This is a genomic window from Parasphingopyxis sp., assembly GCF_052168275.1.
Classification (GTDB): Bacteria; Pseudomonadota; Alphaproteobacteria; order Sphingomonadales; family Sphingomonadaceae; genus Parasphingopyxis.
Genome location: NZ_JBQLZM010000105.1, coordinates 12,208 through 35,095 on the forward strand (window position 1 = coordinate 12,208; position 22,888 = coordinate 35,095).

The following is a 22,888-nucleotide window of genomic DNA, read 5'->3' on the forward strand; positions in this document are numbered from 1 at the left end:
GGTCAGGTCGAGGGCAACCGCCCCATCGCCCATTCCGCCGCCTCGCGCACCACTTCGTCCGGATCGTCGAGCAGCGCCCGCACCGGTTCCGCCAGCGCCGCATCGCCGCTGTTGCCCGCCGCGATCAGGCAGTTGCGGACCATCCGGTCGCGGCCGATGCGCTTGATCGGCGAACCGGAAAAGACCGCGCGGAATCCCGCATCGTCGAGCGCGAGCAGGTCGGCGAGCCGGGGCGCGGCGAGTTCGGCGCGGGCGGCGAACAGCGTGTTGGCCTCGGCCTGTTCGGCGAACTTGTTCCACGGGCACACGGCCAGGCAGTCGTCGCAGCCATAGATGCGGTTGCCCATCGCCGCGCGGAATTCGTGCGGGATCGGGCCCCGATGCTCGATCGTCAGATAGGAGATGCAGCGCCGCGCATCGAGCCGGTAGGGCGCGGGGAAGGCGTCGGTCGGGCAGGCGGCCTGGCAGGCGGTGCACGAGCCGCAACGGTCCTCGCCCGGCGCGTCGGGCCCGAGATCGAGCGTCGTGTAGATCGCGCCGAGGAACAGCCAGTTGCCGTGCTCGCGCGAGAGAAGGTTCGTATGCTTGCCCTGCCAGCCGATGCCCGCGGCTTCCGCGAGCGGCTTCTCCATCACCGGCGCGGTATCGACGAACACCTTCACGTCCGCCGCCGCGCCCTGCTTCGCCGCCTCGGCGACCAGCCAGCGCGCCAGCCGCTTCAGCCCCTTCTTGACGATGTCGTGATAGTCCCTGCCCTGCGCATAGACGGAGATCCGCCCGATATCGGCCGCGTCTTCGAGCCGCAGCGGGTCCTCCTTCGGCGCATAGCTCATGCCGAGCATCACCAGCGAGCGGACTTCGGGCCACAGCGCCCTGGGCCGTTCGCGGTGATGCGCGCGGCTTTCCATCCATGCCATTTCCCCATGCGCGCCCGACGCCAACCAGTCGCGCAGCCGCCGGGCCGTTTCCGGCGCGGCGTCGGCGGGCGCGATGCCGCAGGCCGCGAAGCCTTCGGTCAAGGCTTGCGCCTTGAGGCGTTGGGAGAGGCGGGCCTTATCCATCGCCACCTCTCTTATCGTCATGCCGAACGGGTTTCAGCATCCACGTTTCCCTCCGGATTATCGAAGCGAGTCGAGGGGCGGACACTGGAACAAGTTCAGGGTGACGGAAAGGGGGATGGGGACCGGGCGGGCCGATTTGAGGCTATTCTCTTAACCATCGCCCGGCTAAGGGGCGGGGCATGGCATCCGGTCTCGCCCTTTCCGCAACGCAACTGGTCAAGGATTTCGGCGCGAAACGCGCGGTCGACGGCGTCGACATCGCGGTGCCGCGGGGCAGCATCTACGGCATTCTGGGGCCCAACGGCGCGGGCAAGACGACGACCCTCCGGATGCTGCTCGGCATCATCGATCCCGATAGCGGCAAGCGCGAGCTGCTCGGCACGACCCGGCCGCGCAGCGTCAGCAACCAGGTCGGCTATCTGCCCGAGGAGCGCGGCCTGTACCCCGGCATGAAGGCGCGCGAGGCGATCGCCTTCATGGGCGCGCTGCGGGGCCTGCCCTGGGCCGAAGGCCGCGCGCGGGCCGATCGGCTGCTCGCCGATGCCGGACTCGGCCATGCGGCGGGCGACAAGATCAAGAAACTCTCCAAGGGCATGGCGCAGTTCGTCCAGCTGCTGGGCTCGATCGTCCACCGGCCCGAGCTGATCGTGCTCGACGAGCCCTTTTCGGGCCTCGATCCGGTCAACCAGGAGCGGCTCGAGGCGCTGATCCTCGCCGAGCGGGACCGGGGCGCGACGATCCTCTTCTCCACCCATATCATGGGCCATGCCGAGCGCCTGTGCGACCGGCTGGCGATCATCGCCGGCGGCAGGCTGCGCTACGAGGGCAGCGTCGCCGAGGCGCGCGCGACCCTGCCGATGCAGGCGCACTACACGCCGCGCGACGACGGCGCCGCGCTGGCGGCGCTGCTGCCGCCCGACGCGATGCGCGACAATGGCGGCTATGTGTTCGACGTGCCGGACAGCGGGATGGAAGCGCTGCTCGCGATGCTGCTCGAAAGCGGCCACGGCATCGCCGGCCTTTCGCTCGAGCGGCCGAGCCTGCACGACGTGTTCGTGCAGCTGGTCGGCGCTGAAACGGTCGAGCGGATGGAAGCCGAAGCGGAGCAGGCCGCATGACGAACCATTTCCGCCAGGCCGCGGTGATCGCGCGCCGCGATTTCATCGCCACGGTCGCGACCCCCGCCTTCCTGATGTTCCTGCTCGCGCCGCTCTTCATGCTGGTCTTCGCCGTGGTCGGCGGCTCCGGCGCGCGGATGATCGCCGATAGCGGCGACGACGCCCAGCGGCTCGTGGTGATCGCCGACGCGGATTATGGCGCGGGGATCGAAGCGGCCGATGCCCGCATCCGGATGGCCTTTCCCCTTGGCATAGCACCGCCCGCGCTCGAACGGCGCGAACCGGCCGGCGGCGATGCGGAAGACCAGGCCCGGGCGGTCTTCACCGAAAGCAGCATCGACGTGTCGGCCGTGCTGTTCGGCCTGCCCGATGCGCCGCGCATCCTCTACGGCGCGGGCAGCGAGCGCGGCGCCGACTATCTGGCCCTGCTCGCCGACGCCGCGGCGCGGGACCGGCGCGGCGGGGTCGCCCCCGGCGAAACCGTCACCGCGATCGAGCGCGAGCCGTTCCAGCGGACGAGCGCGACGATCGGCGGGCAGCAATCACTCGGTTTCGCCGCGCTGTTCGTCCTCTTCCTGCTGACCCTGCTGCTCGCCGGCCAGACGGTGAGCGTGCTGGCCGAGGAGAAGGGCAACAAGGTGATCGAAATCCTCGCCGCCGCGGTGCCGCTCGAAGCCGTGTTCCTCGGCAAGCTGATCGGCCTGTTCGGCGTGGCGTTGCTCTTCATCGCCTTCTGGGGAACGCTGGCGCTGTTCGCCATCGCCTCGCTGCCCGACAGCGCGGCGACCCTCGCCTCGCTCGATCCGGCAATCGGCTTCGGCCCGTTCATCGCGCTCGCGGTCGTCTATTTCGCGATGGGCTATCTGCTTTTGGGCGCCGTGTTCCTCGCGGTCGGCGGGCAGGCCAATTCGATGCGCGAGATCCAGATGCTCTCGCTGCCGATCACCTTCTTCCAGATGGGCATGTTCGGCCTCGCCTCCGCCGCCGCCGCGCAACCGGGCAGCGGTCTCGCGCTGTTCGCCGAACTCTTCCCGTTCAGCTCGCCTTTCGCGATGGTCGCCAGGGGCGCGTCGGACCCCAGTCTCTGGCCGCATTTCGCGGCGATCGGCTGGCAGCTGCTCTGGGTGTCGATCACGATCGCGCTGGGCGCGCGCTGGTTCCGCAAGGGCGTGCTCAAATCGGGTCCGTCGGTGTTCCGTCGGCTCGGCGCGGCGCTGCGCCGCAAGCCCGCCTAGCGCGTTTCGGCCCGTCCGGCATTCGCCTCGCCGTACCGCAAAACGCGGCCGGAACAGGGGGTTCGGACTATTGACATTTGTGTCAGTTGTGTCAGTCTCTTTTTGCTACTGATAAAAAGGGCGGATCGACGTCCGCAACAGTTTGATCGCGGCGCGATGCATGGCCCCTGTGCGAAGCGTCATCGAGGAGAGAGACATGGCGACGCAGCCCGACACCGACGGCATGACGGCCGAACAGAAATATCGCGCCGAGTTCGCGCGCGAATGGCGCGAGGGGATCGACCGCTCGACGCTCGAAAAGCCGCTGGCGACCGCCGATACGCCGCTCGACGAGATCGATGTCAGCCGCCCCGAGCTCTACGCGCTCGATCGCTGGCAGCCGGTGTTCGAGAAATTGCGCCGCGAGGATCCGATCCACTGGTGCGAGGACAGCGTCTACGGCTCCTTCTGGTCGCTGACGACCTACAAGCCGATCGTCCATGTCGAGGCGCTGCCCGACCTTTACAGCTCGGACTGGCGCAATGGCGGCTTCACGATCCTCGATTCCACCGATGACGAGGAGATCGCGCTGCCGATGTTCATCGGCATGGACCGGCCCGAACATACCGCGCAGCGGCGCACCGTATCCCCGGCCTTCACGCCGAGCGAGATCGCGCGGCTCGAAACGAATGTCCGCCAGCGTACCGAGGAGCTGCTCGACCAGCTCCCGCGCGGCGAGGAGTTCGACTGGGTCGACAGGGTCTCGATCGAACTGACGACGGGCATGCTCGCAATCCTGTTCGGCTTCCCCTGGGAGGACCGGCGCAAGCTGACCGAATGGTCGGACTGGATGGGCGACGTCGTCGCCGCGATGGATCCCGAACTGGGGCCCATCCGCATGCAGAAGATGTGGGAGGCCGCCGCCTATTTCCAGGAGCTGTGGCAGCAGCGCAAGGCGAGCGAGCCGGCCCCCGACCTGCTCTCGATGATGGCCCATTCCGACGCGCTGGGCGACATGACCGAGCGCAACTTCCTCGGTAACATCACGCTGCTGATCGTCGGCGGCAACGATACGACGCGCAACACGATGTCGGCCTATGCCTATGCGCTGAACCAGTTTCCCGACGAGGCCCGCAATCTTCAGGACAATCCCGATCTCATTCCCAATGCCGCGCAGGAGCTGATCCGCTGGCAGACGCCGCTCTCCCACATGCGCCGCACGGCGATGGAGGACGCCGAACTGTTCGGCAAGCAGATCAGGAAGGGCGACAAGCTCGTCATGTGGTACATCTCGGCGAACCGCGACGAGGAGGTGTTCGAGGATGCCGACCGGATCCGCTTCGACCGCGAAAACGCCCGGCGGCAGCTCGCCTTCGGCTACGGCATCCACCGCTGCGTCGGTGCCCGGCTCGCCGAACTGCAGATTCGCGTGCTGATCGAGGAAATGGCCAAGCGCCGCCTCAAGCCCGAGATCACCGGCGAGATCGAGCGGGTGAATTCGAATTTCGTGCACGGCTACAAGAAGATGCCGGTGCGGCTTTCGGAATATTGAGGCCCGGCCGCGTGGCGCCGTTGCTCCCGTTTGACTCCGGCTTTCCCAAGGCGGAAACTCCGCGGACACGATAGGGAGAGCGAAGATGGCGACCGCGGCGATACCGGAAACGACGAAGCAGGAGACCGTAACGGTCGAGGCGCCGCATCCCTGGGATGTGAGCGTGTCGGACATCTATGTCGAGGACCGCTGGCAGCCGATCTTCAGGGAGATGCGCGAAAAGGCGCCGATCAACAAGGTCACCGGCTCGGCCTTCGGCGACTATTGGAACGTCACCACCCACAAGCCGATCCAGCATGTCGAGGCGCTGCCCGATATCTACAGCTCCGACGTCAAGAATGGCGGGATCACGGTCGTCGACGAAAAGGCGCTCGGGATCGCCGAGCACGAGAATTTCTCGCTGCCGATGTTCATCGCGATGGACCGGCCCAAACATACCGAGCAGCGGCGCACCGTCGCCCCGGCCTTCACCCCGGCCGAGATGAAGCGGATGGAGGGCGATATCCGCCGCCGCACCGCGGAGACCCTCGACGGCCTGCCGCGCGGCGAGGCGTTCGACTGGGTCGACCGGGTGTCGATCGAGCTGACGACGCAGATGCTCGCCATCCTGTTCGATTTCCCCTGGGAGGACCGCCGCAAGCTCACTTTCTGGTCGGACTGGGCCGGCGATGTCGAGAAGAGCCTGACGCCGGAATCGCGCGCCGAGCGGATGATGCACCTCCAGGAGATGGCGGCCTATTTCAAGGAGCTCTGGCAGGACCGGCTGAGCAAGCCCGAAGCGCCCGATCTCCTCTCGCGGATGATCCATTCGGACGCGATGCGCGAGATGGACGAGCTCGAATTCATGGGCAATCTCGTGCTGCTGATCGTCGGCGGCAACGATACGACGCGCAACACCATGTCCGGCTACGCCTACGGGCTCGAGCAGTTCCCCGGCGAGCGCAAGCGGCTCGAGGACGATCCGGCGCTCATTCCCAACGCCGTGCAGGAAATCATCCGCTGGCAGACCCCGCTCGCCCATATGCGGCGGACGGCGACCGAGGACCATGAGCTGTTCGGCCACGCCATCGCGGCGGGCGACAAGGTGATCCTCTGGTACATCTCGGCCAATCGCGACGAGAGCGTGTTCGACCGGCCCGACGATATCGTCGTCGACCGCGCGAACGCCCGGCGGCAGCTCGCCTTCGGCTACGGCATCCACCGCTGCGTCGGGGCGCGGCTGGCCGAGCTCCAGGTCCGCATCCTGCTGGAGGAGATGGCGGCGCGGCGGCTGCGCGCGAATGTGATCGGCGAACCCGAGCGCGTCTCGGCCTGCTTTGTGCACGGCTATCGGCGGATGCCGGTCGAACTGGGCGAATATTAGACGAACGCGGCGCGCACGCGCCGCCCATGAGGAGGAACGGAAGATGGCGACGGCGATAAAATCGGACACCGAAATCCAGGAAACGGTGGTCGTGGAGGCGCCGCATCCCTGGGATGTGAGCGTGTCGGACATCTATGTCGAGGACCGCTGGCAGCCGATCTTCAAGGAGATGCGCGAAAAGGCGCCGATCAACAAGGTCGTGGGTTCGGCCTATGGCGATTACTGGAACGTGACCACCTACAAGGCGATCCAGCATATCGAATCGCTGCCCGATCTCTACAGCTCGGCCAAGGGCATCACGATCATCACCGATCCGGAAAACCTGCCCGAGGATCTCGACATCCGCCTGCCGATGTTCATCGCGATGGACCGGCCCGAACATACCGAACAGCGCCGAGTGATCGCGCCCGCCTTCACGCCGGCCGAGATGAAGCGGATGGAGGGCGATGTCCGCCGCCGCACCGCCGAGATACTGGACGGGCTGCCGATCGGCGAGCGTTTCGACTGGGTCGATCGCGTCTCGATCGAGCTGACGACGCAGATGCTCGCCATCCTGTTCGATTTCCCCTGGGAGGACCGCCGCAAGCTGACCGAATGGTCGGACTGGATGGGCGATGTCGAAAACGCGCTGAGCGTCGAAAAGCGGCGCGAGCAGCTCCAGCATATCTACGAGGCCGGGGCCTATTTCCAGCGGCTCTGGGACGAGCGGCTCGAAAAGGGCGAGGCGCCCGACCTGATCTCGCGCATGATCCACAGCGAGATGCGCAACATGGACCAGTTCACCTTCATGGGGAACCTGATGCTGCTGATCGTCGGCGGCAACGACACGACGCGCAACTCGATGTCGGGCTGCGCATACGGGCTCTCGCAATTCCCCGAGGAGCGCGAAAAGCTCGAACGCAATCCCGAGCTCATCCCGGCCGCGGTGCAGGAGATCATCCGCTGGCAGACGCCGCTCGCCCATATGCGCCGTACCGTGACCGAGGATCATGTGATGCTCGGCCATGAGGTGAAGGAGGGCGATGCGGTCATCCTCTGGTACATCTCGGCCAATCGCGACGAGACGATGTTCGAGCGGCCCGACGATATCTGGCTCGAACGGCCCAAGCCCGGCCGGCACCTGTCCTTCGGCTACGGCATCCATCGCTGCGTCGGGGCGCGGCTGGCGGAATTGCAGCTGCGGCTCCTGCTCGAGGAGATGGCCGAGCGCCGGCTGCGGGTGAACGTGATCGGCGAACCCGAGCGCGTGTCGGCCTGTTTCGTCCATGGCTACAAGAAGATGGACGTCGAGCTCAGCACCTATTGAGGATTCGCGCGCCATCCCCGATTGCCGCGGGCCTGCGGGCCCGCAACGACGTCTGTTCGGCTTCCGGTGATTCCGTCTTCGGCCGCTCGCCCGGTCGCCGGCTAACGCTCGTATAGCGGCCGCGCGGCCTCGGTCAGCGCGGCCATCGCGTCGCGCCACGGGCCGGGGCCGTGGCTGATCCGCGCGACGCCGAGTTCGGCGAGCCGCGCATGGCCGGGCATCGCATCGAACATCATCGCATTGACCGGCAGCGGGCTGGCTTCGCACAGCGCCGCGATCTCGCTTTCGTCGGTGAGGCCGGGCGCGAAGAAGCCGCTCGCCCCGGCATCGGCATAGGCCCTGGCGCGGGCGACGGCTTCGTCGAACCGCGCCCCTTCGGCGACGGTCGAGCGGCCCGCCTTGAGCCACATGTCGGTCCGCGCGTTGATGAAGAAATCGATTCCGGCATTCTCCGCCACGGTCCGGATCGCCCCGATCCGCTCGACCTGGAAGTCGATCGGGTGGAGGCCCTCGCCGCCGATCACCTGGTCCTCGAAATTGATGCCGATCGCGCCGGTTTCGATCATCGCCTGGGCGTGGACGCCGACCAGCACGGGCTCGGCCGCATAGGCGCCCTCGAAGTCGACGGTCAGCGGCAGGTCGACCGCCTCGACGATCCGCTCGGCATTGGTCAGCGCCTGCTGCATCGGCAGCGATTCCGCATCCGCATAGCCGCGCGCGCCGGCGACCGAGGCGCTGCCCGTCGCCAGCGCCTTCGCCCCGGCCTTGGCGACCGCGAGCGCGCTCCCCGCGTCCCAGATGTTGAACAGGATGACGGGATCGCCCGGAACGTGCAGGGCGTGAAAGGCGCGGGCGCGGTCTTGCTGGTCGGTCATGGCGGTATCTCCCATGCACGGCATCTACACCAGCGGGCGACCGCCGTCCCCTCGTTTTTTGCGGCGAAAGGCCGGAGCCCCGGCCCGGGCGCTCACTCCGCCGGCTGCATCGCCCGGTCGGACGCCGCCGGGGACCGCCGCCGCGCGTCGCGGGCCGCCAGCCAGGCGAAGGCCAGCGCGGTCAGCGCCAGGGCCGCGTCGATCGCGAGCAGCAGCGGCCGGGCCACCGGGTCGGCGGCGAGGGCGGCGGGCATGTGCAGCGCGAGCGCCAGCGCGAGGAGCGCCGCGGTCGCGCCATGGCCCCACCGCACGGCGGAAAGCGACGGCGGCGCCCACCATATCGCGACGGCCGCGATCGCCCATGCCGCCAGGCACAGCGCCGGGATCGGCAGCCCGAGGCCGCTCGCGGCGGCCGCAGCGCCAAGCGCCAGCGCGACCGAGAATCCGGTCGTCATCCCGCGCCAGGCCGCCTCGTGCCGGGGCCGCGGCTGCCCCTGCTGGATCTTGCGCTTGAACCAGATCATCATCCCGGTGCTGGTGATATAGGTCAGCGCGAGCGCCAGCACGAAGTAGAGGATCTTGATCGGATAGCCGCCGAAGGTTCCGTAATGGAGCGGCTGGACGGCGCCGAAGATCCGCGCCCCGACGGGCGCGCCGGAACCGCCGAACTTTTCGAGGAACTCGCCGGTATTGCGGTAGATGTCCGAGGTCCGCATCGAAAGGATGCCGCGCTCATAATAGGCGATCGTCGTCGTCTGGCCGCCATCCTTCGGATTGCCGGCGACGAGCAGCGAAAATGTCCGGTCCTCGCCCTCGGACGCGCGGAGCATCGCCGCATAGTCGGGCGGCGCCGCCATCGGCGCGGCGCCGGCGATCGGCTGCGGCCCGTTGATGACCCGGAGCGCCGCCTCCTGGTCGCCGTCATAGGCGACGAACGCCAGCGCCGCGACCGTGACGCCGGCGATGCCGAGAAAGGCGCCGGTGAAGGTCAGCACGAGATGATAGGGCAGGCCCCAGACGCTGAGCCGGTTGTGCATGTCGGTCCAGGCGATCCGCGCGTTGCGCCGCAGGCGCAGCTTGAAGGCGTCCCTGAAGATCGTCGGGTGCGCGAAGATGCCGGACAGGATCAGCGTGAACATGACGACGCCGAGCAGGCCGACCAGATAGCGCCCCCAGGGCCGCGGGAGATGCAGCATGGTGTGCATGTCCTCGATGAAATGCGCATAGGGCGCGTCGGCCTCTTCCAGCAGCGCCCCGGTCGCGGGATCCGCGATCCAGTCGGTCGAGACCAGTCCGGACTGGCGGTCGGCGCGCTGGTTGAGGCGGACGGTCAGATAGGGTTTGAACTCGTCGGGCGCGTAGGCGACGATGTTGAGAATCTGGTTGCCGGGCTCGAGCCGCGCTTCGGCGTTGCGCGCCGCGGCGGCCACCGCTTCGGGCGTCGTCTCGTAGGATGCCGCGGTGCGCGGATTTTCCCAGAGCGACAGCTCGGGCACGAACAGGGTCAGCGCGCCGGTCAGGCTGACGATGTAGATCAGCGCGGCGAAGGCGAGGCCGAGAACCGAATGGGAATCGATCATCCGCCGGACGAACGGGCTGTTGCTGCCTTCGGTTTCGGGCGGCGGGGTGTCGGTCGGCCCGGTCACAGCAGGATGTATCCGCCGATGGCGGCCAGCACCAGCAGGACGGGCAGCCAAATGATCCGCTTGAGATCGGTATCGACCGTCGCGTGGAGCGCGCCGACCGACCAGAAGAGCGGCGTCGTCAGGCCGCCGGTGAACAGCCGGGTGATCTCGCCGGCCCAGGGCTTGGTCGCGATGAGCAGGCTGAGCGCGAGCGCGGCGACGAGATAGAGCGGTCCGGCGGAAAACAGGCGGAGCGCGAGCCGCGCCTTCGAGGCGGAGGGCGGCGCCGGCATTTTCTTCAGGCGGGCCGGCCGCCGGTCATGGCCGATCGCGCGGGCGCGGAAGAAGGGCGGCAGGATCAGCGCATAGGCGGCGACCGAGATCGTGGTCAGCGCCCAGGCCAGTCCGAGCTCGGCGCCGAGCCCGGTGGCGATCATCGCGACCGACAGTGCGAACAGCGCGAGACCGCCGAGCAGCAGCGGTTGCCGGCGCCGGGCGTACCGCAGCGCCCAAATGCTCAGAAACTGGGTGGCGATCCCGCCGACTACCCACATCGCGTTGCACCCCTTCAATTCGCAAAGGCTTCTAGCGAAAGGATTCTGTGTTGTAAATGCGAATCATTCGCACTAATGCCGCTCGCAGCAATTATTGCGAATCGGTCGCAATTGATGAGAATCAAGGGGTGCATCCATGCGCGTTTCTCTTCCCGTCCATATCTCGATGGCGGCGCTGGCCGCGGCGCTCGTGCCGGCCCAGGCCGGCGCCCATAGCGCCGGCGAAACGGCGGACGGGGCGCTCGACGATTCGGGGCAGCCCCGGCCGATCATCATCGTCACTGGCGAGAAGTTCGAACGGACGATCTTCGAGACGACGACCAGCGTCGAGGTCCTGACCGGCGACGAGCTCGAGGACCGCAGCATCGACGATCTCTACGACGCGGTGCTGCGCACGCCCAACGTCTCGCAGAGCTTCGGCGAGAAAGGCTTCACGATCCGCGGCATCGACCAGCGGCTCGGCTCGGGCGGCGGACTGCTCATCAACACGATCGTGGACGGCGCCTCGCTGCCCAACAACCAGTCGACCTTTTTCGGCCCCTATTCGGCCTGGGACATCGGCCAGATCGAGATATTGCGCGGGCCCCAGGGCACGACGCAGGGCCGCAACGCGATCGGCGGCGCGATCATCGTCAACTCGGCCGATCCCGAGCTCGGCGCGTTCGGCGTCAAGGCCCGCGCCTCCTATGCCGAGCTCGACACCTATCAGCTCGCCGGCACCGTCAACGTGCCGCTGGGCGACATGGTGGCGCTGCGCGTCTCGGCCGATCAGCGCGCGAGCGACGGCTGGGTGTTCAATCCGACGCGGAACGAGGAGTATGACCGGCGCGAGGCCTTTACCGGCCGCGCGGCGCTGCTCTTCGAGCCGTCGTCGCGGTTCCGCGCGCGCTACACGTTCAACTATACTGACAGCCGCGGCGGCGAGGATCTGGTCGATCTCGCCAGCTTCCCCGGCCGGCGGATCAACACCGCCAACCTCCCGGCCGAGGAGGGGTCCGAACATATCATCAACACGCTGCGGCTCGACTGGTCGCCGAGCGACGCGATCACGCTCACCTCGCTCAGCACCTATTATGTCCACGATTATCTGCGCGACGAGGATCTCGACAACAGCCCGGCCGACAACGGCCGGCTCGACCGGACGCAGGACGATGACAGTTTCGTCCAGGAGGTGCGCCTGCGCTTCGACGATGGCGGGCCGTTCCGCCTGCTGGTCGGCGCCTATTACGGCCGGTTCGACAACCGGAGCGAGGACAGCTTCTTCGTGCCCACCGCCTTTCTCAGCCCGCTGCTGCCGCCCGGCCAGATATTCCAGGCCCGCGAATTCCGCACCGAGGAGGAGAATGTCGCGCTCTTCGGCGAAGCGGAGCTCGACATCGCCGACCGGCTGACGCTGATCGCCGGCGCGCGCTATGACGACGAATCGCGGGACTTCTCGGCCCTGACGAGGACCACGACCGACAATCCGCTGGTCGTGCCCTTCCTGCCGGCCGACGAGCGGATCGAGAACGCCACGGGCTATGACGCGTTCCTCCCGAAATTCGGGCTGCGCTACGGCCTGTCCGACGATGTCGTGCTCGGTTTCACGGTCCAGCGCGCCTATCGCGCTGGCGGCACCGGGGTGTCGACGGTCAGCGGCCTCGTCGCCGAATTCGATCCCGAATATACCTGGAACTACGAGGCGTCGCTGCGCGCGGCGACGGCCGACGACAGCCTCTTCGTCGAGGCCAATATCTTCTACACCGACTGGACCGACCAGATCGTCTCGCAGATCACGCCCTTCGGCATCGCCAACGGCATCCCGATCGACACGATCCCGGTCAATGCCGGCAGTTCGGAGCTCTACGGTTTCGAGATCGCCGCCGAAGCCCGCCCGGCCGACACGCTCTCCGTGTTCGCCGCGGTCGGCTTCACCCATACCGAATTCACCGATTACGAGACCGCCGATGCCGAGTTTACCGGCAACCGGTTCAACAACGCCTCGCCGCTGACCGTCAGCGCCGGCTTCGACTGGCGGCACCCGACCGGCTTCCGCGTGCTCGGCGACATCAGCCTGCGCGACGGCTTCTTCTCGATCTTCGAGAACGACCCCGCGCGCACGGTGTTCGAGCCGATCTTCGATGCCGGCGGCAATGTGATCGGCCAGCGCCGGACCTGCGCCGACAGCCCGTGCAACGATCCGCGCACCGCCGTCCGCGCCGCCACGGTCGTCAACCTCAAGGCCGGTTACGAGGCGGAGAACTGGGCGCTGTTCGGTTTCGCGCGCAACCTGTTCGACGAGGCCTATCTGACCCAGCGCAACGCGCCGAGCGGCCTCACCCCGGCGGGCCAGGGGCGAACCGGCGAGCCGCGCATCCTCGGCGTCGAGCTCACCGTCCGGTTCGGGATCTAGGCGGGCCGCGCCCGCCGCCGGCCCTGGGGCCTAGTGCACGAAGCGCGCGACGACGTCGCGGTAGGACCGGCTGACCTTCACCTGCGCGCCGCTTTCGAGCACCAGGAAGCATTCGCCGTTGGTGTGCGGCTTGACCTGCCGGACCTGGTCGAGATTGACGATCGTCGAGCGGTGGACGCGCTGGAAGGTGCGCGGGTCGAGGCGCTTTTCGAGATCCTTCATCGTCTCGCGCAGGATCAGCGTATTGTCGCCGGTATAGATGCACATATAGTCGCCGGCGGCGTCAATCCGCTCGATGCTCTCGACATCGACGCGGAAGATCTGGCCGCGATCCTTGACGTTGATCAGCTTCTCGTAGCGGCTGGCGGCGGGCGCCTCGCCCTCGGCGGCAAGGTCCTCGGCCGCGTCGGGTGCGACTTCGGACAGCACCTCCTTCAGCCGGGTGATCTCCTCGCTGCTGTTCTTCTCGGCCAGCCGTTCGCGGACCCGGGCCAGCGTATCGGCGAGCCGGTCGTCCTCGACCGGCTTCATCAGATAGTCGACGGCCTGCGCCTCGAAGGCGCGGATCGCGTGATCGGAATAGGCGGTGACGAACACGAACAGCGGCGGTTCGACGTCCATCAGCCCCTGGACGACGGAAAAGCCGTCGAACCCGGGCATCTGGATGTCGAGAAAGACGAGGTCGGGCTTGTGCGTCTTGACCGAACGGATGGCCTCGCGGCCGTTCGTGCAGGTGTCGACGATTTCGACATCGTCATGCGGCTCGAGCCGCAATTGCAGGCCCTGGATGGCGAGCGGTTCGTCGTCGACGATGATGGCGCGGATGGTCATGCGGCTTCCTTTGCCTGTTCGAACTGGAGCGGGATTTCGATTTCGACGCAGAAACCGCCGCCCTCGTTCGTCTTGATTTCAAATCTCTGCTCTTCGCCAAATGCCTGGACCAGACGGTCCCGGATATTGGCCAGGCCTACGCCCGTCGAAGAGTGGCGCGTCACGGCGCCGTCTTGCAACCCCGGGCCGGTGTCGGACACGGTGATCTGCACCCGGTTTCCGACCTGCTGCGCCGAAATGCGGATTTCGGCGCCCTCCTCCTGCGGCGTCACGGCATATTTGATCGCATTTTCGACCAAGGGTTGCAGCAGCAGCGAGGGCAGGCGCGCGCGGGTCACGCGCGGGTCGATGTCGAAACTCGGGCGCAGCCGGTCCTCGAACCGCATCCTCTCTATTTCGAGATAGAGCTTCAGAGTTTCAACCTCCTGCGCCAGCGGCACCCGCGCGGTCGGTTCGTTGGCGAGCGTGTAGCGCAGGAAGGAGGAGAGGCGCGAGAGCATCGCATTGGCCCGCTCGGTCTGCTTCAGCAGCACCAGCGTCGATATGGAATTCAGCGTGTTGAACAGGAAATGCGGATTGAGCTGGTAGCGCAGCATCGCGAGATTCGCGTTCGAGCTTTGGGTTTCGAGGCGCAGCAGCTGGTCGTTCTGTTCCTCGATCAGGATGTAGAAATTGATCCCGTAATAGAGGCCCGACCAGGCGACGAGCAGCGTGAAATCCAGCAGGATCGCGCCGAAAAACTGCAGGCCCGAGGGCATTTCGCCGCCGCGGTAGAAGGCGGTGAAGGCCCACACCTCGATGAACGAGAAGATCGCCGAGGCGATCAGCACCACGGTGACCGATCCGCCCCAGGTGACGCGCGGGCTGCGGTCGATCAGCTGGCGGAAGATCACGGCCATGATCAGCGTCAGGCAATAGCCGGTCGCCGTGGCGATCGCCGTCGGCAGGATGAAGAGCGGGCCCATATTGTTGGCGATCCCGCCCAATGCGCGCAGCACGAAATAGCCGGACCAGCCGACCGACTGAAGCACCCAGAATGCCCGGTTCTTGTCGACGAAGAACGGCTTTTTGGTGAGGTCTTCAAGGGCCATGGCGGTGTTCTAGTCGATTTCCGGGAATGCGGGAAGCAATTGCGCGGGTCGATCTCCCGCGCACAAAGGGCAAATCGGCGCGCTCGATGTAACCCAGTTGTCACATAGATGTCGCAATAGGCTGTGCAAGGGCGGCCCGTCGGGTCCCGCCCTCCTTGCACATCAAATATGGAGGAAAATGTGCGCGCTCCCCTTACAGGACTGATGGCGGCCATGGCCGTGACGCTCGCCGGCTGCGGCGGCGGTGGCGGCGGCGGAGACGGTGGCGTGCGCGCCATTACGGTGGTCGGAAGCTCGACCGTCTATCCGTTCACCCGCGCGGTGGCCGAGAATTTCGCCCGCAACAACCCCGAATTCGGGTCTCCGGTCGTCGAATCGACGGGCACGGGCGGCGGCATGGAGCTGTTCTGCTCCGGCGTCGGCACCGAGTATCCCGACGTCGCCAACGCGTCGCGGCGGATGAAGCTGACCGAATTCGAAACCTGCCAGGAAAACGGCGTCGACCAGATTATCGAACTGCAGGTCGGCATCGACGGCCTCGCCGTGGTCGAATCGCCGGACGGTCCGCAGATGGAACTGACCCGCGCGCAGATCTACGAGGCGCTCGCCGCCGAGCCCTATGGCGAAGAGCAGACCGCCGAAAACTGGTCGGACATCGATCCGTCGCTGCCGGACATTCCGATCCGCGTCTATGGCCCGCCGACGACGAGCGGCACGCGCGACGCCTTTATCGAGTTGATCATGGAAGCCGGTTGCGAGACCAATCCGGCGATCGCCGCGCTCGCCGAAGAGGACGAGGATCGCAAGGACGAGGTCTGCACGAGGATCCGCGAGGACCAGGCCTTTATCGAGGCGGGCGAGAACGACAATCTGATCATCCAGCGCGTTTCGCAGAATCCCGGCTATCTCGGCCTGCTCGGCTACAGCTTCCTCGCCGAGAATGAGGGCGAGGTCGTCGGCGTGTCGATCGACGGCGTCGCGCCGACCTATGACAGCATCGCGAGCTTCGACTATCCGGGCGCGCGGCCGCTCTACGTCTATATCAAGGGCAACCATCTGCAGGCGATCCGCGGGCTGCGCGAGTTCGTCGCCGAATATGTGTCGGCCTGGGGTCCGGAAGGCTATCTGGTCGAGGAAGGCATGATCTCGAACCCGGACGAAACGCGGGCCCGCTTTGCGGCCATCGCGGAATCGATGACGGCGCTGACCGCCGAAGATCTCCAGAACTAGGCCGGAACCGGCCACCGTCTGCGAAAGGCCGGGCGGGCGACCGTCCGGCCTTTTTGCGGATGGAGACCAATGATTTGCGCTCGAGTCCATATTACTGTAACATAATTGTCATATTTGTAGCGTGATCGGTTGGAGTAAGGCTCATGACGGGCGAAACGAAGCATACGGTATCGGCGTTCGACGACGAGTTGAACGAGCTGCGGACCAATATCCTCGAGCTGGGCTGGCGGACCTCGCTGGCGATGGCCGATGCGATCAAGGCGCTCGAACAGCGCGATACCGCGCTGGCCGACGCGGTGGTGAGCGGCGATCGCGAGATCGACCGGCTGGCCGCCCGGATCGAGGCCGCCGCGGTCAACGTCATCGCGCTGCGCGCGCCGATGGCCGACGATCTGCGCGTGCTCGTGTCCGCGATCAAGATCAGCGCGCTGCTCGAGCGGACCGCCGATTACGCCCGCAACATCGCGCGGCGCGTCTCCAGCATCACGGCGAAATATCCGAAAAAGCTGCGCAAGACGATCGCCGCGATGAACGATGCGGCGAAAAACATGCTCGTCGACGTCGTGCGCGCCTATGCCGAGGGCGATGTCGAGCTCGCGCGCAAGGTGTGCGAGCGCGACGATGCCGTCGACGACCTGCATGACGAACTGACCAAGATGCTGATCGAGTTCATGATCGAGGAGCCGGCCCAGATCAGCCAGGCCGCGCACCTGCTGTTCGTCAGCAAGCATCTCGAGCGGATCGGCGACCAGGCGACCAATATCGCCGAAATGGTGACCTATACGGTGACCGGCACCCAGCCCAGGGTCCGCGATACCGAAAGCGAGAAGCTGGCCGCCTAGCGTTTGTCAGACTCGACCATTCGGTCGGGCACCGCTGATCCTTTTTGTCAGAATTTGGCTAGCGCGAAATCGCGGCACCGCCCTCCGATGGCATCCGGCGACGCTGCGCGCCGCCGGGCCTCTGCCATCTCCGCCCGCGGCTGAGCGAAGCGAAGGCCTGACAGACAAGCGTCCCGCTAGAAATCGAACTCCGCGCGCGCGCCGATGACGTCGACGCTGTAGTCGGTATCGCCGTTCGGCAGCGCGATCGCCGCGTCGTCATAGGCGATGTGGCTGTAGTTGAGGATGAAGCGCGCATAATCGATCGGCGTCCAGATCAGCGACAGGCCGTACAGGTCCTGCTCGCCGCCGACGATCCCGGCATCGCTGAGGTCCAGCCGGTCGTAGCGGGCGTTGAGCTGGACCGCGCCGATCCCGCCCTCGTCGACCGTGCGGGCCGGCCGCGTCCGGTTGAACCGCCCGCCCGAATAGCCGCGCGAATCGCCGCCGGTCAGGAAATAGCCGGCCTCGACATAGCCGCCGAAAAAGGTCGGGTTCGCCATGCCGGGGATGTCCGCGTTCAGCCAATGGCCCTCGGCCACCGCGTGGAACGGCCCGTGGATCACCGCCGCTTCGAGCCCGTAGCTCGTCTCCTCGGCGACAGTGAGCGCGCCGGTGTTGATGAAGCGCGTATCGGTGCCGCCATAGGCCGGGCGCTGGCGATAGCGGGCGCCCGGATTGTCGCGCAGGTCGCGATGGTGGAGCGAGCCGCCGAAATGGAGCTGGGTGCCGTTCAGCTCGGGGCTGTAGACCGCCCGCGTGTCGAACGACCAGGCGTTGACGCTGTCGTCGGCGAGATCGTCGATATTGGTGGTGAACACGCCGCCGTCCCAGCGGAAATCGCCATTCGCATAATTGACCGACACGCCGACCCGCCGCTGGAAGCCGAACGCGTCGGTAAAGGCGGCGCGCTCCATGAAGCTGATGAAGCGGCTGCTGGTCAGCTCCTCGAGCCCCTGGAAGGTGTTGTGCTGGCCGATCGTGAACTCGACATCGCCGGCGCCATAGCTGAGGATCGCGTCCGTCACCTCGACTTCGTTGTCGGCGAAATCGACCTCGATCTTGTACTCGAACCCGCCCGGGATCGCGCCCTCCGCGCCGAGCCGGACGCGCCGGATCGTGCTCGAAAAGCCCAGCCCGGGATCGTTGAGATTCCCCGGATCGGAAACGCTCGCCGCATCGACCATCAGCCGCCCGAACGGCCGGAAGTCCCAGCCGTCCTCGGTCCGCACCCGCGTCGCCGCGCCGTGAGTGATGCGCGGCTGGGCGGCCACCGCTTCGCTCGCTTCATTGGCCGCGACCTGCGCGGCCTCGGCCGTCGCGTTTGCCGCTTCCGCCTGCTCGGCGACGGCCGCCTGCGATCCGACGAGCCGCTCGACCAGCGCTTCCAGCGTCTGCACGCGCCCGCGCAGTTCCTCGAGCTCGGCCTGCATCTCGGCGCGCGTCGGCGCGGCGTCTTGGGCGAGGGCCGGTGTGCCGGCGATGAGTGCGGCGGCGCAGGCCGAAAGGCCGAGGGCGGTTTGTTTCATTTCGATGAAGCTCCGATGACGATTTCGACCCGCCCCTATGACAGCAATGTTACGGCACGATGAGTTTTGTGTTTCGGTTATGTGACACGCTATGTGCCGGGCCTCCGCTTCGCTCGGGCCCGGAATTGGTTTGTCAGAATCGACCTTGCGGTCGAGCGCGGTACCAGCCCGCATCCCCTCACGACGAAAAATTCCGACGAACTATCTCCGCGCCAGCGCCTCGACGCAGGCGGCGCGATCGACATCCTCGCCGCGCGCGTTGCGCGCGTCGACATAGGTGACGACCGGCTCGCGGCCGCGTTCCCCGGGATAGAGATAGGTGTCGAGGACGCAGGCATTGCCGGAGAATTGCAGCTTGCGCGCGCCGTCCTCGCGGAAATCCTGGGCCGGATCGCCGAACAGGCTGACCAGCTGGGCGGCGCTGCGGCCGATCACCCGTTCGAGCCCCACCGTGTTGGTCATCGGCCGGCTGGTCGTGGTCGGCACTTGCGGCGTCGTCGCGCAGCCCGCCACCGCCAATGCCCCGGCCATCGCCATCGTTTTACGCCCGATTCTGTGCATCGTCTTCGGTTCCCCCGTGCAGCATATGTGCCGCCATGGCCGCGCTCAGGATGGGCGCGAGCAGATTGACGACAGGAATCACGAATAGCCCCGCCGCGACAAGCCCGATCTGCATCCGTCTGCCGCGCGTCTCCCTCCGCCAGTCGCGCCAGCGGTCGCGCGGGACGTGGCGGATCGCGACGAGCTCGCCGAGATCGCGCGCAAGCAGCAGCGTGTTGAGCGCGAGAAACAGCGCGATCGTGCCGACGCCGGTGACCAGAAGGACGACATAGAGCGGCGCGGCGAGCAGGTTCCAGCCGATCGCCCGGCCCGCCGAGGCGAGGCCGACGCGGACCTGGTCCGCATAGCCGGCCGCCTGCGCGACCTCGGCCTTGTCCGGATAATGTTTGCGCTCGACCGCATCGACGATCTCGTCCGTGAACAGGCCGATCACGCCCATCGCCACCGCGCGGAACAGCAGCCAGAAGCTCAGGCCCGCGATGATGACCGCGCTTGCCGCCGCCGCGAACCCGCCGCTCTCGCCCCATCCGAACCAGTCGAACAGCCAGATCAGCAGCCAGTAGACGCCGAACCCGGCGACGACGAAGAGCAGGATCGTCAGCGCCAGCGACTTGGCGAGGACCTTCAGGAAGGCCGGATCGCCGAGCTGGCCGATCGAGAGGAAAAGCGCGCGGAGCATCGCCGTCCTGATGTGACGGGCGAAGCCGCGCGTCAATCATGCGGTTGCGCACGCGCGAGCGCGCCGCTAGGGCCTGCGCACCTTTCTGTCCCGACCGATCCCACCTCCAATCCGCCGGAGCCCGCCCATGTCCGAACCCGCGCTCGATATCGTCGCCATCGGCAACGCCATTGTCGATGTGATCGCCCAGGCCGACGATTCGTTCATCGCCTCCGAAGGCCTCAGCAAGGGCGCGATGCAGCTGCTCTTCACGACCGAGGAGGCCGAGGCGCTCTACGCCAAGATGGGCCCCGGCGTGGAAGCGAGCGGCGGCTCGGCCGCGAACACCGTCGCGGGCATCGCGGCGCTGGGCGGCAGGACCGGCTTTATCGGCCAGGTCGCCGACGACCAGCTCGGCAAGGTGTTCCGGCACGACATCACCGCGCTCGGCGTGGCGTTCGACACCCCGGAACGCGCCGGCGAACCCGCGACCGCGCGCTGCCTGATCCTCGTCACCCCTGACGGCGAGCGGACGATGAACACCTTTCTCGGCGCCTCGCAATATCTGCCGGCCTCGGCGCTCGACGAGGCGCTGATCGAGAGCGCGGCGATCCTCTATCTCGAAGGCTATCTCTGGGATCCGGAAGAACCGCGCGCGGCGATGGACCGGGCGATCGACATCGCCAAGGGCGCGGGACGCCGCGTCGCCTTCACCCTGTCCGACGGCTTCTGCGTCGACCGGCACCGCGGCGATTTCCTGACCCTGCTCGACGAGGGACGGATCGACATCCTCTTCGCCAATGAAGACGAGATCAAGTCGCTGCAGGAAACCGGCGATTTCGACGCCGCCGTCGCCGCGACCGCGGCCAAGACGCCGCTGCTCGTCGTCACGCGCAGCGCAAAGGGCGCGATCGCGGTCAAGGACGGCGAGCGCACCGAGGTCGGCGCGGAACCGATCGACCGGGTCGTCGACGCCACGGGCGCAGGCGACCAGTTCGCCGCCGGCTTCCTCGCCGGGCAGGCGGAAGGCCGCGGAATCGCGGACAGCCTCGCGATGGGCGCGGTCTGCGCCGCCGAGGTGATCCAGCATTACGGACCGCGGCCCGAAGCGGACCTGAAGCCGCTGGTGAAGGAACGATTGGGCTAACTCTCGGGGTCCCGACGCACAGCAATGCGCTTCCCGGCGAAGTATCGTAAGGACGTGATCGCTTAATGCCGGACCGTCATTGCGAGCGACCGCAGGGAGCGCGGCAATCCAGAGCGGTTAGCGATGGCATCTGCAGCTCTGGATTGCTTCGTCGACATCGCCTCCTCGCAATGACGTGATGCCTTGGCCTCAGCTCCCGAGCAATCCCGGGAACAGGCCGAACACGAGGATCAGCGCGACCGCGATCGGGGCGAGCCAGCAGACGAGGAAGCGCCACAGGCCGAACAGCCCGCCTTCCAGCCCCGTCTCGTTCTCGACGAGCTTCCGGTCCGCCCGCCAGCCGACGAAGACCGCCGTCAGCAGCGCCGCGACCGGCAGCATCACCTTGCCGGTAAAGCCGTCGATCGTGTCGAAGATATTGGTCTCGGCGAAGATCGACCAGAAGCCGAGCAGCCGGATATCGCTCCACACGCTCAGCGAGAGCAGGCAGGCGATGCCGATGACGAAGGCCGAAAAGCTGAAGATGAAGGCCGATTTGGGGCGCGACCAGCCGCGCTCGTTGATGCCCCAGCTCGTCGGCGCCTCGAGCAGCGAGATCGAACTCGTCAGCGCGGCGAAGAAGATGAGGACGAAGAAGAGGAAGCCGACCAGCGATCCGGCGGGCATCTGCTGGAAGGCCACGGGCAGCGACTGGAAGACCAGGGTCGGCCCGGCGGCGGGATCGAGGCCGACGGCGAACACGATCGGGAAGATCATCAGGCCGGCGATGATCGCGACCCCCGTATCGGCGAAGGCGATCATGCCCGCGGTCGGCGCCAGCTTGGTCTCGCGCGAGACATAGGCGCCATAGGTCATCAGCGCCGCCGAGCCGAGGCTCATCGAGAACAGCGCCTGGCCGAGCGCCGTGTTCATCGCAGGCGCGGTGAGCTTGGAGAAATCGGGCGTGAACAGGAAGGCGACGGCTTCGGCGAAATTGCCGAGAAAGGCGCCGTAGATGGTGATCGCGATCAGCAGCACGAAAAAGGCCGGCATCAGATAGGTGGCGGCCTTCTCGATCCCGTCATGCACGCCGCGCGCGACGACCGCGAAGGTGATGCCCATGAACACCGTGTGCATGGCCAGCAGCAGCGGGATGTTGGTGAACAGGTCGCCCATGCGCTGCTGGATCGTTTCGGTCGTTTCGCCCTGCAGCGCCCCGGCGAACGGAGCGCCCGCGAACAATGCACCGAAGAAATCGCGGCCCATGACGCCGGCATAATAGATGACCCAGCCCGCGACGACGCTGTAGAAGCTGAGGATCAGGAAGGCGGCGATCACCTCGACCCAGCCCAAAGTCGCCCAAGCGCCGCTGCGGCCCGATGCCGCCGCGACGTTGCGGACGCTGCCGACGGCGTCGCTGCGGCCGGCCCGGCCGATCAGGATTTCCGAGAGCACCAGCGGCAGGCCGATCAGGACGACGCAGCCGATATAGAAGAGGACGAACGCCCCGCCGCCATTTTCGCCGGCGAGTGTCGGGAAGCGCCAGACATTGCCAAGGCCGACCGCGGCGCCGATCGCCGCAAGAACGAAGGCCCATCGCGAGGACCAGCCCTCGCTGGTCGTATGGGTTGCCGCTACCATCGATACTCTCCCCTTATATTTTTATCGGGCGGTATCTAGCGCCTAGCCGCGCGCAAGCATAGGCCCGAGCGGCCGGCCGCCGAACAGGTGGACATGGAGGTGCGGGACCTCCTGATGGCCGTGCCCGCCGATATTGGCGAGCAGGCGGTAGCCGGGCTCGACGAGGTCGAGGTCGCGGGCGATCTCCCCGACCGTCCGGACGAAATGGCCGATCTCTTCGTCGGACGCCTTCGCCGAAAAATCGTCCCAGCTCACATAGTCGCCCTTGGGGATGACGAGG

20 protein-coding genes are annotated in these 22,888 nt (G+C 66.9%); 9 read left to right on the plus strand and 11 right to left on the minus strand.

What is annotated here, in order from left to right; genetic code table 11:
* Positions 1-2: 2 nt before the first annotated feature.
* Positions 3-1,061, minus strand: a complete 1,059-nt coding sequence (queG, locus tag ACTS1X_RS09305) for a tRNA epoxyqueuosine(34) reductase QueG (RefSeq protein WP_442614111.1) — start codon at positions 1,059-1,061, stop codon at positions 3-5.
* A gap of 179 nt (positions 1,062-1,240) precedes the next feature.
* Between queG and ACTS1X_RS09310 the strand changes: the two genes are divergently transcribed.
* The 5 genes from ACTS1X_RS09310 (at position 1,241) to ACTS1X_RS09330 (ending at position 7,614) form a co-directional block, all read left to right on the plus strand.
* The gene (locus ACTS1X_RS09310) at positions 1,241-2,179 is read left to right on the plus strand and encodes an ABC transporter ATP-binding protein (protein ID WP_442614112.1); all 939 of its coding nucleotides are present in this window, start codon (positions 1,241-1,243) and stop codon (positions 2,177-2,179) included.
* Positions 2,176-3,414: an ABC transporter permease gene (locus tag ACTS1X_RS09315; RefSeq protein ID WP_442614113.1), complete on the plus strand. Its 1,239-nt coding sequence runs from the start codon at positions 2,176-2,178 to the stop codon at positions 3,412-3,414. The genes ACTS1X_RS09310 and ACTS1X_RS09315 overlap by 4 nt, the downstream gene beginning before the upstream one ends.
* 196 nt (positions 3,415-3,610) lie before the next feature.
* Positions 3,611-4,945, plus strand: a complete 1,335-nt coding sequence (locus ACTS1X_RS09320; protein WP_442614114.1) for a cytochrome P450 — start codon at positions 3,611-3,613, stop codon at positions 4,943-4,945.
* A gap of 85 nt (positions 4,946-5,030) precedes the next feature.
* On the plus strand, positions 5,031-6,308 hold the full coding sequence (locus tag ACTS1X_RS09325) for a cytochrome P450 (protein WP_442614115.1): 1,278 nt from the start codon (positions 5,031-5,033) through the stop codon (positions 6,306-6,308).
* Between the two features lie 43 nt (positions 6,309-6,351).
* Positions 6,352-7,614: a cytochrome P450 gene (locus ACTS1X_RS09330; protein WP_442614116.1), complete on the plus strand. Its 1,263-nt coding sequence runs from the start codon at positions 6,352-6,354 to the stop codon at positions 7,612-7,614.
* Positions 7,615-7,715: 101 nt separating this feature from the next.
* Here the strand turns inward: ACTS1X_RS09330 and ACTS1X_RS09335 are convergent, their stop codons facing one another.
* From ACTS1X_RS09335 to ACTS1X_RS09345, 3 genes are all read right to left on the minus strand, one after another.
* Positions 7,716-8,489 carry an isocitrate lyase/PEP mutase family protein gene (locus ACTS1X_RS09335; protein ID WP_442614117.1) on the minus strand — a complete coding sequence of 258 codons (774 nt, stop codon included), beginning with the start codon at positions 8,487-8,489 and terminating at the stop codon, positions 7,716-7,718.
* Positions 8,490-8,581: 92 nt separating this feature from the next.
* Positions 8,582-10,135: a PepSY-associated TM helix domain-containing protein gene (locus tag ACTS1X_RS09340; RefSeq protein WP_442614118.1), complete on the minus strand. Its 1,554-nt coding sequence runs from the start codon at positions 10,133-10,135 to the stop codon at positions 8,582-8,584.
* The gene (locus tag ACTS1X_RS09345; RefSeq protein WP_442614119.1) at positions 10,132-10,668 is read right to left on the minus strand and encodes a hypothetical protein; all 537 of its coding nucleotides are present in this window, start codon (positions 10,666-10,668) and stop codon (positions 10,132-10,134) included. The genes ACTS1X_RS09340 and ACTS1X_RS09345 overlap by 4 nt, the downstream gene beginning before the upstream one ends.
* Before the next feature lie 136 nt (positions 10,669-10,804).
* Between ACTS1X_RS09345 and ACTS1X_RS09350 the strand changes: the two genes are divergently transcribed.
* Positions 10,805-13,060, plus strand: coding sequence for a TonB-dependent receptor (locus tag ACTS1X_RS09350; RefSeq protein WP_442614120.1), 2,256 nt, complete (start codon positions 10,805-10,807; stop codon positions 13,058-13,060).
* 30 nt (positions 13,061-13,090) lie between these two features.
* On the opposite strand, the gene ACTS1X_RS09355 is transcribed toward ACTS1X_RS09350, so the two are convergent.
* Positions 13,091-13,891 carry a LytR/AlgR family response regulator transcription factor gene (locus tag ACTS1X_RS09355; protein ID WP_442614121.1) on the minus strand — a complete coding sequence of 267 codons (801 nt, stop codon included), beginning with the start codon at positions 13,889-13,891 and terminating at the stop codon, positions 13,091-13,093.
* Positions 13,888-14,982, minus strand: a complete 1,095-nt coding sequence (locus tag ACTS1X_RS09360) for a sensor histidine kinase (protein ID WP_442614122.1) — start codon at positions 14,980-14,982, stop codon at positions 13,888-13,890. Before ACTS1X_RS09360 ends, ACTS1X_RS09355 begins: the two co-directional genes overlap by 4 nt.
* A gap of 180 nt (positions 14,983-15,162) precedes the next feature.
* Here ACTS1X_RS09360 and ACTS1X_RS09365 point away from each other — a divergent pair, with 180 nt between their 5' ends.
* Positions 15,163-16,212: a substrate-binding domain-containing protein gene (locus ACTS1X_RS09365; RefSeq protein WP_442614123.1), complete on the plus strand. Its 1,050-nt coding sequence runs from the start codon at positions 15,163-15,165 to the stop codon at positions 16,210-16,212.
* Between the two features lie 143 nt (positions 16,213-16,355).
* Positions 16,356-17,054 (plus strand): phosphate signaling complex protein PhoU, encoded by a 699-nt coding sequence (gene phoU, locus ACTS1X_RS09370; protein ID WP_442614124.1) that lies wholly within the window; start codon positions 16,356-16,358, stop codon positions 17,052-17,054.
* Between the two features lie 176 nt (positions 17,055-17,230).
* On the opposite strand, the gene ACTS1X_RS09375 is transcribed toward phoU, so the two are convergent.
* The 3 genes from ACTS1X_RS09375 to ACTS1X_RS09385 all read right to left on the minus strand — a co-directional run bounded on the left by ACTS1X_RS09375 (position 17,231) and on the right by ACTS1X_RS09385 (position 19,862).
* Complete coding sequence (locus ACTS1X_RS09375) at positions 17,231-18,622, minus strand: porin (RefSeq protein ID WP_442614125.1); 1,392 nt, start codon at positions 18,620-18,622, stop codon at positions 17,231-17,233.
* 201 nt (positions 18,623-18,823) lie between these two features.
* Entirely contained in the window at positions 18,824-19,153 is a 330-nt protein-coding gene (locus tag ACTS1X_RS09380) for a hypothetical protein (protein ID WP_442614126.1), read from the minus strand.
* A gap of 10 nt (positions 19,154-19,163) precedes the next feature.
* Positions 19,164-19,862, minus strand: coding sequence for an EI24 domain-containing protein (locus tag ACTS1X_RS09385; protein ID WP_442614127.1), 699 nt, complete (start codon positions 19,860-19,862; stop codon positions 19,164-19,166).
* A 127-nt stretch (positions 19,863-19,989) separates the two neighbouring features.
* On the opposite strand from ACTS1X_RS09385, the gene ACTS1X_RS09390 reads away from it, so the two are divergent.
* On the plus strand, positions 19,990-20,988 hold the full coding sequence (locus ACTS1X_RS09390; RefSeq protein WP_442614128.1) for an adenosine kinase: 999 nt from the start codon (positions 19,990-19,992) through the stop codon (positions 20,986-20,988).
* Between the two features lie 189 nt (positions 20,989-21,177).
* Here the strand turns inward: ACTS1X_RS09390 and ACTS1X_RS09395 are convergent, their stop codons facing one another.
* A complete protein-coding gene (locus tag ACTS1X_RS09395; RefSeq protein WP_442614129.1) occupies positions 21,178-22,608 on the minus strand; it encodes a sodium-dependent transporter in 1,431 nt (476 codons plus the stop codon).
* A gap of 42 nt (positions 22,609-22,650) precedes the next feature.
* Positions 22,651-22,888: HIT domain-containing protein (locus tag ACTS1X_RS09400; protein ID WP_442614130.1), on the minus strand; the 238-nt coding region annotated here is incomplete at its 5' end.

What these genes read in the sequence shown, in the direction of transcription:
- queG (WP_442614111.1), bottom strand. Translation starts at nt 1,061, where the DNA reads ATGGATAAGGCCCGCCTCTCCCAACGCCTCAAGGCGCAAGCCTTGACC.
- ACTS1X_RS09310 (WP_442614112.1), top strand. Translation starts at nt 1,241, where the DNA reads ATGGCATCCGGTCTCGCCCTTTCCGCAACGCAACTGGTCAAGGATTTC.
- ACTS1X_RS09315 (WP_442614113.1), top strand. Translation starts at nt 2,176, where the DNA reads ATGACGAACCATTTCCGCCAGGCCGCGGTGATCGCGCGCCGCGATTTC.
- ACTS1X_RS09320 (WP_442614114.1), top strand. Translation starts at nt 3,611, where the DNA reads ATGGCGACGCAGCCCGACACCGACGGCATGACGGCCGAACAGAAATAT.
- ACTS1X_RS09325 (WP_442614115.1), top strand. Translation starts at nt 5,031, where the DNA reads ATGGCGACCGCGGCGATACCGGAAACGACGAAGCAGGAGACCGTAACG.
- ACTS1X_RS09330 (WP_442614116.1), top strand. Translation starts at nt 6,352, where the DNA reads ATGGCGACGGCGATAAAATCGGACACCGAAATCCAGGAAACGGTGGTC.
- ACTS1X_RS09335 (WP_442614117.1), bottom strand. Translation starts at nt 8,489, where the DNA reads ATGACCGACCAGCAAGACCGCGCCCGCGCCTTTCACGCCCTGCACGTT.
- ACTS1X_RS09345 (WP_442614119.1), bottom strand. Translation starts at nt 10,668, where the DNA reads ATGTGGGTAGTCGGCGGGATCGCCACCCAGTTTCTGAGCATTTGGGCG.
- ACTS1X_RS09350 (WP_442614120.1), top strand. Translation starts at nt 10,805, where the DNA reads ATGCGCGTTTCTCTTCCCGTCCATATCTCGATGGCGGCGCTGGCCGCG.
- ACTS1X_RS09355 (WP_442614121.1), bottom strand. Translation starts at nt 13,891, where the DNA reads ATGACCATCCGCGCCATCATCGTCGACGACGAACCGCTCGCCATCCAG.
- ACTS1X_RS09360 (WP_442614122.1), bottom strand. Translation starts at nt 14,982, where the DNA reads ATGGCCCTTGAAGACCTCACCAAAAAGCCGTTCTTCGTCGACAAGAAC.
- phoU (WP_442614124.1), top strand. Translation starts at nt 16,356, where the DNA reads ATGACGGGCGAAACGAAGCATACGGTATCGGCGTTCGACGACGAGTTG.
- ACTS1X_RS09375 (WP_442614125.1), bottom strand. Translation starts at nt 18,622, where the DNA reads ATGAAACAAACCGCCCTCGGCCTTTCGGCCTGCGCCGCCGCACTCATC.
- ACTS1X_RS09380 (WP_442614126.1), bottom strand. Translation starts at nt 19,153, where the DNA reads ATGGCCGGGGCATTGGCGGTGGCGGGCTGCGCGACGACGCCGCAAGTG.
- ACTS1X_RS09385 (WP_442614127.1), bottom strand. Translation starts at nt 19,862, where the DNA reads ATGCTCCGCGCGCTTTTCCTCTCGATCGGCCAGCTCGGCGATCCGGCC.
- ACTS1X_RS09390 (WP_442614128.1), top strand. Translation starts at nt 19,990, where the DNA reads ATGTCCGAACCCGCGCTCGATATCGTCGCCATCGGCAACGCCATTGTC.
- ACTS1X_RS09395 (WP_442614129.1), bottom strand. Translation starts at nt 22,608, where the DNA reads ATGGTAGCGGCAACCCATACGACCAGCGAGGGCTGGTCCTCGCGATGG.